This is a genomic window from Cribrihabitans neustonicus, assembly GCF_048820895.1.
In the GTDB taxonomy this organism is placed as follows: Bacteria; Pseudomonadota; Alphaproteobacteria; order Rhodobacterales; family Rhodobacteraceae; genus Cribrihabitans_A; species Cribrihabitans_A neustonicus.
Map to the genome: position 1 here is coordinate 645,777 of NZ_JBMERQ010000001.1, position 12,310 is coordinate 658,086.

General features: G+C 64.6%; 7 protein-coding genes and 1 tRNA gene. 1 reads left to right on the top strand and 7 read right to left on the bottom strand.

Annotated features, from left to right (window positions below):
* Positions 1–143: 143 nt before the first annotated feature.
* The 5 genes from ACOHWE_RS03100 to ACOHWE_RS03120 form a co-directional block, all read right to left on the bottom strand.
* The gene (locus ACOHWE_RS03100) at positions 144–920 is read right to left on the bottom strand and encodes a squalene/phytoene synthase family protein (protein ID WP_420664670.1); all 777 of its coding nucleotides are present in this window, start codon (positions 918–920) and stop codon (positions 144–146) included.
* The gene (cimA, locus tag ACOHWE_RS03105) at positions 910–2,544 is read right to left on the bottom strand and encodes a citramalate synthase (RefSeq protein ID WP_420664028.1); all 1,635 of its coding nucleotides are present in this window, start codon (positions 2,542–2,544) and stop codon (positions 910–912) included. The genes ACOHWE_RS03100 and cimA overlap by 11 nt, the downstream gene beginning before the upstream one ends.
* Positions 2,545–2,689: 145 nt before the next feature.
* Positions 2,690–4,072, bottom strand: coding sequence for a cysteine--tRNA ligase (cysS, locus tag ACOHWE_RS03110; protein ID WP_420664030.1), 1,383 nt, complete (start codon positions 4,070–4,072; stop codon positions 2,690–2,692).
* 348 nt (positions 4,073–4,420) lie between these two features.
* Positions 4,421–5,005 (bottom strand): outer membrane protein, encoded by a 585-nt coding sequence (locus tag ACOHWE_RS03115; RefSeq protein ID WP_420664031.1) that lies wholly within the window; start codon positions 5,003–5,005, stop codon positions 4,421–4,423.
* A gap of 219 nt (positions 5,006–5,224) precedes the next feature.
* A complete protein-coding gene (locus ACOHWE_RS03120; protein WP_420664032.1) occupies positions 5,225–5,605 on the bottom strand; it encodes a hypothetical protein in 381 nt (126 codons plus the stop codon).
* Positions 5,606–6,219: 614 nt separating this feature from the next.
* Between ACOHWE_RS03120 and ACOHWE_RS03125 the strand changes: the two genes are divergently transcribed.
* Entirely contained in the window at positions 6,220–7,770 is a 1,551-nt protein-coding gene (locus ACOHWE_RS03125; RefSeq protein ID WP_420664033.1) for a trimethylamine methyltransferase family protein, read from the top strand.
* 153 nt (positions 7,771–7,923) lie between these two features.
* On the opposite strand, the gene ACOHWE_RS03130 is transcribed toward ACOHWE_RS03125, so the two are convergent.
* Positions 7,924–11,571, bottom strand: a complete 3,648-nt coding sequence (locus tag ACOHWE_RS03130; protein WP_420664671.1) for a vitamin B12-dependent ribonucleotide reductase — start codon at positions 11,569–11,571, stop codon at positions 7,924–7,926.
* Between the two features lie 642 nt (positions 11,572–12,213).
* Positions 12,214–12,290: transfer RNA gene (locus ACOHWE_RS03135), tRNA-Pro, on the bottom strand.
* Positions 12,291–12,310: the final 20 nt, after the last annotated feature.

A 12,310-nucleotide genomic window follows, 5' to 3' on the forward strand; every position in this document is an offset into this window, starting at 1 on the left:
GACCCTCCCCCCGGGAGGGCGCCTTGCAACCTCCCGACACGATCAAACGGTGCTCCTTTCAGAGACAAACCGGCCCACACGGAAGTCGCGCACGCCCTCCCAGGCTCGGGCGCGGCCCTTCCCGCTTTACATGGGTTGTGGCACTACCACCGCCCCAGCGCCGCGCGCCACATCAGGCCGCTGCGCTTGCGGAACTCGCTCTGGCCCAAGGCGCCCTGCACCACCCGCTCGGGCTGCCGGATGGCCTGCCGCAGGATCGCCCCGGCCTGCCAGCCGGCCAGCAGCGCTACTCCGGCCTCGCGCGAGACCTTGCCGCCCGCGGCCCGTGCGCCTTCCAGCCGCTCCAGCCCGCGCCGGGCCAGCGCCTGCACCGCCTCCGGCGTGCCTTCAACCAAAGGGATACGGTTGCTGCGCTCCAGCTCGGGGATGGCGCGCAGCCAGTTGGCGATGCCGGCCCCATAGGCAAAATCGCGCACCACGGCCTCATCGGCCTCTCCCAGCGAGCCCGCCGCCATCCACATCAGCGACCCGGCGGTGGCGTCGATATAGGCATCAAACGCCGCAGCGTCCTCGAATGAGTCACGATAGATGTCCCAGCGCCGCGCTTCGGCCATGCCGTCGATCAGACGGGCAAACTCCGGCTTCAACAGCCCCCCCAACGGGGTCGCGACGAAATGACGGCGTACCGGCTTGCCAGCCGCGATCTCCGCACCCACGTCGCGCCACCACTGCACCCGCATCTCGGCGATCATGCTTTCCTGGCTGGCCCAAGGCGCACGGGCGAGCTCCACGTTGAAGGCATAAAGCGCAAACAGCAGCGGCCGCGCCGCAGGCGGCGCCGCCATCGTGGCCAGGAAGCGGTCCGGATCCCCCTTCTGCACCAGCTCCGCGCAGGCGGTCAGGTCGTCGTCAAACTGCATCCGCCTGCCCGGCCGCACCGTCATGGATTAGCTTCCAGCGGATCGCATCCAAGAGCGCCTCGAAGGACGCGTCGATTATGTTCGCGCTCACGCCAACCGTGGACCAGCGGCGGCCTTTGCCGTCCTCGCTGTCGATGATAACACGGGTCACCGCCTCGGTGCCGCCCTGAGTGATGCGCACCTTGAAGTCGACCAGCCGCATATCCTCAAGCTGCGCCGAATAGCGCCCCAAGTCCTTGATCAGCGCCTTGGCGAGCGCGTTGACCGGCCCGCGGTCGCTGCCGGTCTCATCCAGCGACTCGCTGACCGAGAGGCGCTTTTCGCCATCGACCTTCACAACCACAACCGCTTCCGAAAGGCTCACCATGCGGTTGTACTTGTTTTTGCGCCGCTCAACCGTGACCTTGTAGCGCTTTACCTCAAAGAGATCATGCAGCTGGCCCAGCTCATCCCGCGCCAGGAGCTCGAACGAGGCCTGCGCGGTGTCGTAAGAATAGCCTTCCGCCTCACGCGCCTTGATCCGCTCGAGGATACGCGCGAGCGCCGGGTCGCCTTTGGCCACGGTCAGCCCGGCATCGGTGAGCCGCTTGCGCAGGTTCGACTGGCCCGCCTGGTTCGACATCGGGATGATGCGCGCATTGCCAACGACGCCCGGATTGATGTGCTCGTAGGTCGACGGGTCCTTCAGAATCGCGCTGGCATGCAGTCCTGCCTTGTGTGCAAAGGCCGAGGCGCCGACATAAGCCGCCTGGCGCTGCGGCACCCGGTTCAGGATATCGTCAAGCATCCGGCTTACCCGGGTCAGCCCCGCCAGCGCCTCAAGGCTCACGCCAGTCTCGAAGCGGCTGGCGTACGGCTCCTTCAGCAGAAGCGTCGGGATCAGCGCGGTGAGATTGGCATTGCCGCAGCGCTCGCCCAGCCCGTTCAGCGTGCCCTGAATCTGCCGCGCCCCGGCCTCGATCGCAGCAAGCGAACAGGCAACGGCATTTTCCGTGTCATTATGGGTATGTATGCCAAGTTTTTCACCCGGAATTCCGGCCTCGATGACCTTGCTCACGACACGGGAGACCTGCGACGGCAGCGCGCCGCCGTTGGTGTCGCAGAGCACCACCCAGCGTGCCCCCGCTTCCAGCGCAGCGCGGCAGGCGGCCAGCGCGTAGTCCGGATTTTCGCGGTAACCGTCGAAGAAATGCTCGGCGTCAAACAGCGCCTCTCGCCCCGCCGCCACCACGTGGGCGACCGAGGCTCGGATGTTCTCGAGGTTCTCCACAAGCGCGATCCCCAGGGCGTGGGTCACGTGGTAGTCATGGCTCTTCCCCACCAAGCAGACGGTGCCGGTGCCCGCGTTCATCACCGCCGCCAGAACATCGTCATTGGCAGCCGAGCGCCCGGCCCGCTTGGTCATGCCAAATGCGGTGAGCCGCGCCCGCGTCTGCGGCGCCTCGGAGAAAAACGCGCTGTCGGTCGGGTTCGCCCCGGGCCAGCCGCCTTCGATGTAATCGACGCCCAAATCGTCAAGCGCGCGGGCAATCTTCATCTTCTCTGCGGTGGAGAATTGGACGCCCTGCGTCTGCTGCCCGTCGCGCAGGGTGGTGTCGTAGAGGTAGAGGCGCTCGCGGGTCATGAATGTTTCCTTCCGCCCGCGGCGCTTGCGGCACGGGCAGCGCCCGGCCGCCCCGTCAAACCAAAGGTTTGCCTTCGGCAAAACGGGCGGGCGCTTCTCGCCCACCCGCGGCCGGGCACTGCCCAGTGTTGATTGCATCCAGCCATCACAATGCCTCCAGCTTCGCAGCATCGAAACCGGCGCCTGGCACCAGTTCAACACCGGTCTTGCTCATCCGCACCTCGAGACCGGCCTGAACATAAGCCTCTTTCAGCCGGTCCACTTCCGAAAAATCCTTGCTCTGCATCGCCGCCTCGCGAGCTTGGAAGAGCCGGTCCTCATGAAGAGACAGGTCAGCCACCGGCGCCTCCGCCCATGCACCCATCTCATCGGTCAAAAGCCCCAGCATCTGTGCCGAGGCGAGCAGCTCCGCTGCCTCGCCCGCCGCGGCGAGCTTGTGCAGTTCGGCAATGGCGCCTGCGGTGTTGAGGTCATCCGCCAGCGCCTCCAGAACCGCGGCAGCAGCGCTGGACGCGGGCTCGATGCCCGCGGTCAGCGCCCGCCACTTGCGCAGCGTGGCCTCAGCGTCCCTGGCCTTTTTGACGGTCCAGTCCATCGGCTTGCGGTAGTGGGTATGCAGGAACACAAACCGGATCACCTCGCCTGGATAGCCTTGGTCCAGCAGGTCCCGAACGGTGAAGAAGTTGCCCAGCGACTTGGACATCTTCTTGCCCTCGACCTGCAGCATCTCATTGTGCAGCCATACCTTCGCAAAGCTGTCGTCGCCATTTGCGCAGCAGCTTTGCGCGATTTCGTTCTCATGATGCGGGAACATCAGGTCGTTGCCGCCGCCGTGGATGTCGAAGGTTTCGCCCAGAAGCTCGTGGGACATCGCCGAGCACTCGATGTGCCACCCGGGCCGTCCGCGGCCCCAAGGGCTGTCCCAGCCTGGCAGGTCGTCACTTGAAGGCTTCCACAGCACGAAGTCCATCGGGTTCTTTTTGTAAGGGGCAACCTCAACCCGGGCGCCCGCGATCATGTCATCGACCGAACGGCCCGAAAGCTTGCCGTAGTGCGCCTTCCAGCTGTCCACCGCAAAGAGCACGTGGCCGTCGGCGGCGTAGGCGTGGCCCTTTCCGATCAGGTCTTCGATCATTGCCACCATCTGCGGGATGTATTGGGTTGCGCGCGGCATATGGGTTGGCTCCAGCGCGCCCAGCTCGCCCATATCCTCCAGGAACCAGGCGGTGGTCTCGGCGGTGATATCGCCGATGGGACGGCCGGTTTCGGCGGCGCGGGCGTTGATCTTGTCGTCCACGTCGGTGAAGTTCCGCACGTAAGTCACTGCCTCATCGCCGTAAACGTTGCGCAACAGCCGGAACAGAACGTCAAAGACCACCACCGGGCGCGCGTTGCCCAGATGCGCCCGGTCATAGACAGTAGGACCGCAGACATACATCCGCACATTGCTGGCGTCGATCGGCTGAAAGACCTCCCGCGTCCGTGTCTTTGTGTTGTGCAGCCTGATCGCGATATCCTTGGTGTCCATGCCCGGTCCTTTCACATGCCCGGCCCACGCGGACCGGCGCTCCCTTCACGCGCAGCGCGGGCTTAGCAACTTGTCAGGAAAATGGAAACGACAGAAACCGGCCCGCTGATATGTCAGCAGGTAATGCAGCAGATCATCGCGATGGGGTTCTGTTTCATGCAGGCTGGATAGCACGGGTTTTGCGCTCCGCCAAGCCTGCCGTGCGCATGATGCAGGGAAAGATCCGCAAGATCCGGGTACCTGGCAAATGGAAAGGCCGCCCGGGCTGTCCCGGCCAACGGGACAGCCGGAACGGCCTTGGGGCGCGGCCGCGCTAACAGGCGGCCCGCGCCGAAGCCCCCGGCGGGCTTAGAAGTGGAAGGAGGCGCGCACCGCGACAGAGGTCGCCTCTCCGCCAACACCGGAATTGCCGAATTCGTCGAAGTCATGCTCGAGGACTTCGCCGCCGACGCTCCACTGGTCGTTGACCTTGTAGGCGAGGCCCAGGCCGTAGAATTCGCCGGTCTCGTCGCCGATCGAGGTCTGTGCTTCCGCCACACCAGCGGTCACGTAACCCAGCACGGGGCCGAAGTCATAACCGGCCTTGACCTTGCCGCGGGTCACGGAGTCGACGTTCGCGACGCCGCCGCCAATGTCCACGTCGGTCTCGTCATGTTCGATTTCACCACCCAGCACAAAACGGCCGAAGTCGTGGTTGTAACCGCCGTGGATACCATAGGCGGTGTCGTCGCCCGAGAGGCCGTTGTCGGCGTCGGCATCAAGCTGGCCAACCTGGCCACCCAGATAGAAACCGGTCCAGTCCCCACCATAATCGACCACCGGAACCGGGGCCGGCGCGGGCGCCGGTTCCACGACCGGTTCACTCAGATTGCCGGCAAATGCCGCACTGCCCATTGCGGCGGCGATGGCTGTCATAGCTACGAAACGAGTCATTTAGACTTCTCCTTTTGCAGTGCCAGCGCATTCTCTGCGCCGGTGGAGGGTACAAAAGGTCTTGGCGCCGGGATTTCCAGAGGCGGCATGAACCAGCCCTTGGATTTTGGCAGTGATTTGCCGAAACGCCTATCGCGTCTGCATTTTTCCGCCAGTCACCGGTTCCGGAGTTCCGCGCCGGCCATTGAAAAACCCGCGCCGCGCACCCAACTAGCACCGCTAAAACCGAAACGCGGCGCCCAGCGACAGGGTTTCGCCCTGTGAAGCAGATGAGCCGCTGGACGGCCCGGCCTGATGGTGCAGAAGCTCCCCGGTGAGTTGCAATGCGCGGTTGAGCGAAACCCGCATGCCCAGCCCCAGCACGGGCCCGCTGCTGCGCCCGGCGCGCGTGTCTGCCTCCACCCGTCCTAGGGTGACATAGCCAAGCGCCGGGCCGAAGTCGTACCCGGCCCGGGCGCGCAGCTGGCGGGTTTCTTCGGCTTCGAGAGCGCGGGCCAAGGGCCCGTCCTGAGTAAGCGCGACCATACCCCCGAGCACGAGGCTCCCGAAGTCACGGTCGTAGTCCAGCCGCAGAGTAGCGGCCTCCGCGGCACCGCGCACTGGCGTGCCACGAGGCGCGTGATTCGCAGCGGCAGCCTCTCTGGAGTTTGCGAAAGAGAACAGCGGCCGGCTCCAGTCGCTGGCATGGGAAGGAACGGCGAGGCAGGCGAAGGCCGCGGCAGCGGTCAGGAGAGGTCGGATTTTCCAAGCTGCTGGCATGTGGCTTTGCCTTTACTGTGCACGCCGTTTCTGCGCGCCATCCCTGGACCGCCAGTCTCGCCGGCAAGTCTTAATATTTCGTTCCCGGCACTGTGCCACCGCAGCCGCCGCAGTGCCAAAGGAATTCCCCCGCCGCTCGGCAAGCTGCCTTGCATTTTATCCAAAATTAACCGGGGCGCGGCAAAATGACAAAAACCTGCAGCAGTGGGCGCAGCTCCGATGGGGCATGAAAAAGATGTCGCTTTTTTCATTGAGGTCGCGAACGCGATAGAATCGCACCGCCCAAATGCCACTCTATTGCAAACCGGAGGAGGGGCCGCATGCAGGGTGAGCGCTGTTCAGTCAGCCTGGTCTACCGCACCATCGGAGCGGCGCGCGGCCGTGCTGCCCGGGGGCGGCCGGTCTGAGGGGGACGCTTTCCGCCTTCCACCTCACTTGAAAATCAGAGACTTAGCATGAACCAGACTGCACAGACCGCCCGCACCGCCCGCAGCGGTGGACGCAACGCACGCCGGGCCGCCCGCGCCGCCGCCCTGCCCGATCATCTGCGCGCCGTCCGCCCCGGCCAGGAGGGCGGCTCCCTCAAACTCCTGTCGCAATCCGACATGGAAAAGATCCACGCCGCAGCGCTCGAGGCGCTGGAGCGCATCGGCCTGGCTGATGCGCCGGAAAGCGGCATCGCGTACCTCACCGCCGCGGGCTGCACCCTCGGCGCCGACGGCCGTATCCGCTTCCCCCGCACGCTGGTCGAGGACACCATTGCCAAGGCCAACCGCTCGGTCACGCTGTTCAGCCGCGACGGGCGCATGGATCTGGAGCTTTCGGGCACGCGCGTGCACTACGGCACCGCCGGGGCTGCGGTGCATATGGTCGATGCGGAGGGGCGCAATTACCGCGACTCCACGGTGCAGGACCTGCATGACGCTGCCCGGATCTGCGACCAGCTCGACAACATCCACTTCGTGCAGCGGCCGATGGTCTGCCGCGACATCGCCGACAACCGCGAGATGGACCTGAACACGATCTATGCCGCCTGTTCGGGCACCACCAAACATGTCGGCACCTCCTTCACCGATCCAAGCTATGTGCGCGACGCGCTGGAAATGCTGCACATGATCGCGGGCGGCGAGGACAAGTGGCGGGAACGGCCCTTCGTGTCGAACTCCAACTGCTTTGTCGTGCCGCCGATGAAGTTTGCTACTGAATCCTGCCAGGTGATGGAGGAATGCATCAAGGGCGGCATGCCGGTGCTCCTGCTGTCGGCGGGCATGGCGGGGGCCACCGCGCCTTCGACCATTGCCGGCGCGATCGTGCAGGCCACCGCCGAATGCCTCGCCGGGCTGGTCTACGTAAACGCCGTGAAGCCCGGCGCGCCTGCGATCTTTGGCACCTGGCCTTTCGGGCTGGACCTGCGGACCGGGGCGATGTCCGTGGGCTCCGGCGAGCAGGCCCTGCTCAGTGCGGGCTGCGCCCAGATGCATCATTTCTACGACCTGCCCGGCGGCGCCGCGGCGGGCGCCTCGGACGCCAAGCTGCCGGACATGCAGGCGGGCTGGGAGCAGATGTGCTCCAACGTGATGGCGGGGCTGTCCGGGCTCAACATGATCTACGAAGCCGCGGGCATGCATTCCTCGCTGCTTGGTTTCTGCCACGAGTCTCTGATCCTTGCGGATGACATCATCGGCCAGGCGCTGCGCTGCGTGCGCGGCATTGAAGTGACGGAGGAGACCCTCGCGGTGGACCAGATCGCCGAGGTCTGCCTTGGCGGCAGCGGTCATTACCTGGGCACCGGTCAGACCCTGGGCCGGATGCAGGTTGACTATGTTTATCCGTCGCTTGGCGACCGGACTTCACCCAAGGAATGGGCTGAGCGCGACAAGCCTGACCTGGTCGCCAAAGCGGTCGCCCGCAAGGAGCGCATCCTGTCCGAACGCGCGGTGGCGCGGTTCGACGCGGAAACCGACGCGGCGATCCGCGCGCGCTTCAACATCCACCTGCCGGCCTGAACGGGCATTGCCCGTACCCTAGAAAAGAAAAAGGCCCCCTCCGATCCGGAGGGGGCCAGTTGAGCACCGGTCGGGCTCCTTCATTGACTGCCCGAGTGTTTTCTTGCCTGGGCCTTCCCGGTGTTCAGAGCGGGCGCACCCGCTCCAGATTCTTCAGCTGCAGCCGGATGTGCCGCCGCAGGTATTGCACTTCATGCAGGTGCCGTTGCGCACCAGCGTGTAGTTGCCGCATTCGCCGCAAGCCTCGCCTTCGTAGCCTTGCATCTTTGCTTTCACGCGCGCGTCCATGCCGGCGGAGCTTTGCGCCGATGACTGCTCGGATGTCTCCGGGACCAGCGTCTGCAGCGCCCGGACCGGATCTGTGCCGGTGCCAAGCGCAGTGACATCACCCTGGCCGCCTTGCAGCACTACCAGTTCCTGCGGCAGCCGCTTGCGCAGGTAGCCGGTGGAGGAGATCTGCTTCAGCACTTCCAGCGAGCGGCTGGCCGCGCTCTCGCTCAGCTCGGTGAGGTTGGAGACACCCTCCTCCTCGCCGCGGCCAAGATCGTCGAAAGTGGCGCCTTCCGGCTTTACATGGGCCAAATCGGTGCGGTCGAGGTAGGAAACCGCCAGCTCGCGGAACACGTAGTCAAGGATAGAGGTCGCGTTCTTGATCGAGTCGTTGCCCTGGACCATGCCTGCGGGCTCGAACTTGGTGAAGGTGAATGCGTCGACGAACTCCTCCAGCGGCACGCCGTATTGCAGGCCGACGGAAACCGCGATGGCGAAGTTGTTCATCATCGCCCGGAAGCCTGCGCCCTCCTTGTGCATGTCGATGAAGATCTCGCCCAGGGTGCCGTCTTCGTACTCGCCGGTGCGCAGGTAAACCTTGTGGCCGCCGACCACCGCCTTCTGGGTGTAGCCCTTGCGGCGGTGCGGCATCTTGGTGCGATGGCTGCGCACCAGCTCCTTCACCACCACCTTCTCGATGATCTTTTCCGCCAGCACGGCGGCCTTTTCCTGCTGCGAGCCGCTTTCCAGCACCTCGGCGGCCTCGTCGTCATCCTCGACCAGGGCGGCCGCCAGCGGCTGGCTCAGCTTGGAGCCGTCGCGGTAAAGCGCATTGGCCTTGATGCCGAGGCTCCAGCTCAGCTCATAGGCGTTCTGGCAATCCTCGATGGTGGCCGAGTTCGGCATGTTGATGGTCTTGGAGATCGCGCCCGAGATGAAGCTCTGCGCTGCCGCCATCATGCGGATGTGGCTGTCCACGCTGAGGTAGCGGGTGCCCTTCTTGCCGCAGGGGTTGGCGCAGTCGAAGATCGCGTAATGCTCTTCCTTCAGATGCGGCGCGCCCTCGAGCGTCATGGTTCCGCAGACGTGGTCGTTTGCCGCCTCAATATCGGCCTTGGTGAAGCCGAGGTGGCGCAGCAGGTCGAAGGTCGGATCGTTCAGCTTCGGCCCCGGGATGCCGAGCACGCCGGTGCAGAAATCCTCGCCCAAGGTCCACTGGTTGAAGACAAAGCGCACGTCGAAGGCGGATTCCAGCGCGGCGTCGATCTTGGCAATCTCGGCCGGGCCAAACCCGTGCCCCGCCAGCGAGGTGTGGTTGATCGCGGGCGCATTGGCGATGCTGCCATGGCCCACCGCGTAGGAGACAATATCGGCGATCTCGGCCGAGGAATAGCCCAGCCCTTCAAGCGCCGAGGGCACCGAGCGGTTGATGATCTTGAAGTAGCCGCCGCCGGCCAGCTTCTTGAACTTCACCAGCGCGAAGTCCGGCTCGATACCGGTGGTGTCGCAGTCCATCACCAGGCCGATGGTGCCGGTCGGGGCAATCACCGTGGTCTGGGCGTTGCGGTAGCCGTACTTTTCGCCCAGCTCCAGCGCTTCGTCCCAGGCACCGGCGGCAAGGCCTGCCAGCAGCGGGTCGGCGCAATTGGCAATGTCGAGCGGCACCGGCTTCACCGAGAGCTGCTCGTAGCCCTCCTCCAGCCCGCGCGCGGCGGTGCGGTGGTTGCGGATCACCCGCAGCATGTGCTCGGCGTTCTTGGCATACCCGGGGAAGGCGCCCAGCTCCGCCGCCATTTCGGCCGAGGTGGCATAGGCGATGCCGGTCATCAGCGCCGACAGCGCGCCGCACAGGGAGCGGCCCTCGTCGCTGTCGTAGCTGTAGCCCATGTTCATCAGGAGGCCGCCGATATTGGCATAGCCCAGGCCCAGGGTGCGGAAATCGTAGGAACGCTGCGCGATTTCCTTCGAGGGGAACTGCGCCATCATCACCGAGATTTCCAGCGTCACCGTCCACAAGCGGCAGGCGTGCATGAAGTCATCGGCCTGGAATTTGCCGTCCTCGAGGAAGGTGAGCAGGTTCAGCGACGCCAGGTTGCAGGCGGTGTCGTCGAGGAACATGTACTCGGAACAGGGGTTCGAGCCGCGGATCTCGCCATCTGCCGGGCAGGTGTGCCACTCGTTCACTGTGTCGTGGAACTGGATGCCCGGATCGGCGCAGGCCCAGGCGGCGTGGCCCACCTTCTCCCACAGGTCACGCGCCCGCACCACCTTGGCAACGCGGCCGTCGGTGCGGTTGATCAGCTCCCAGTCGGCGTCTTTTTCGACCGCATGCAGGAAAGCATTGGTGACGCGGATCGAGTTGTTGGAGTTTTGGCCCGAAACCGAGCTGTAGGCCTCGCTGTCCCAGTCGGTGTCATAGGTCGGGAACTCGATCGAGGTATGGCCCTGCTTGGCGTAGTCCAGCACCCGCTTGATGTAGGTCTCCGGGATCGCGACCTTCTTGGCCTCGCGCACCGCCGCCTTCAGCCTGCTGTTCACCGCCGGGTCATAGGCATCCGCCTCGGCGCCGTCCCAGCCGCGGATCGCCTCGAAGATACCGTTCAGCATCTTCTCGTGCATCTTGGAACCCGCGACGATGGAGGCGACCTTCTGCTCCTCGATCACCTTCCAGTCGATGAATTGCTCAATATCGGGGTGATCGGCGTCGACGATCACCATTTTTGCTGCCCGACGGGTTGTCCCGCCCGATTTGATTGCGCCCGCCGCGCGGTCGCCGATCTTCAAAAAGCCCATCAGGCCGGAGGACTTGCCGCCGCCGGACAGTGCCTCACCCTCGGCGCGCAGGTGGGAAAAGTTCGTGCCGGTGCCGGAGCCGTATTTGAACAGCCGCGCCTCGCGCACCCAAAGATCCATGATGCCGCCATCCTGCACCAGGTCATCGCTCACCGACTGGATGAAGCAGGCGTGCGGCTGCGGGTGCTCGTAGGCAGAGGCGGATTTGGTCAGCTTGCCGGTTTTGTAGTCGACATAGTGGTGCCCCTGCGCCGGGCCGTCGATGCCGTAGGCCCAGTGCAGCCCGGTGTTGAACCACTGCGGCGAGTTCGGTGCCGCGCGCTGGGTCGCGAGCATGAAGCGCATCTCGTCATAATAGGCGCGGGCGTCTTCCTCGCTGGTGAAATAGCCGCCCTTCCAGCCCCAATAGGCCCAGGCGCCCGCCAGCCGGTCGAACACCTGCTTGGAGGAGGTCTCGCCGCCCATTTCCGCGCCCTCGTCGGGCACTGCGCGCCACAGGAACTCGGGCACGCCCTTCTCGCGCACCTTCTTGAGCCGCGACGGAACGCCCGCCTTGCGGAAGTATTTCTGCGCGATCACATCGCTGGCGACCTGGCTCCAGGTGGCGGGCACTTCGATGTTGTCGAGGCGGAAAACGATGGTCCCGTCGGGGTTGCGGATCTCCGAGGCCGTCTTGGCAAAAGCCAGCCCGGCATAGGCGTCCTGCCCGGGTTTCGTGTATTTCCGTTCGATCTTCATGCCCTGCCCCTTCTCAAGCTGCATCTCACTTGCCGGATGCGCCCCTGCACCCGCCGCCGGCCGTCCCGAATGCGTCATCGCACTGTGCAACCCCGCGCACTGCCGCGGCCCTCACCGGCCTGTTACAAACCTGTTAGCAATGTTCCGGCGTTGTTGCTTCTGGCTCCTGATCTACAATATCTGGTGTCAGCGCAACCGGTGAACACAATTTGACGTATTCGGACACAAGTGGTCAATGCAAATTTTCGGGCTGACACCCGATCTTTCCTGTTGACGCTCCCGAGGCCTTACCGGGCCGTGCCGGACGGTTTGATTCATCCACAGCCTTTAATGGGGCGGCGGCGCACAACACTGACGGCTTCCCTTCTAATTTCTTACGGAAAGGTAAAGGTTTGCGACCGGTCAGAGCTGTTGCTGGCAGACCAGCACGGCGGCTGCCAGCGCAAATCATCCACATGCGGCTTCTTTGCATCGTCACCAAGTTTTTTTCTAGCTTGAAACATTCTGCCGCTGCAGCAAGGCCGGCAGATGATGCCTGTTCGCGGCAAAGGGTTGAGAAAGGGTTAATGTGCAAAATTCACGAACGCAGCCGTCAACCATGCCCGCCCGCAGGCGCAAATCAAAGAAACTCTGAGTGGAAAGTGGTCGGGGCGGCGAGATTCGAACTCACGACCCCCTGTACCCAAAACAGGTGCGCTACCAGACTGCGCCACGCCCCGGACCGTGCGCCTTCCTATCG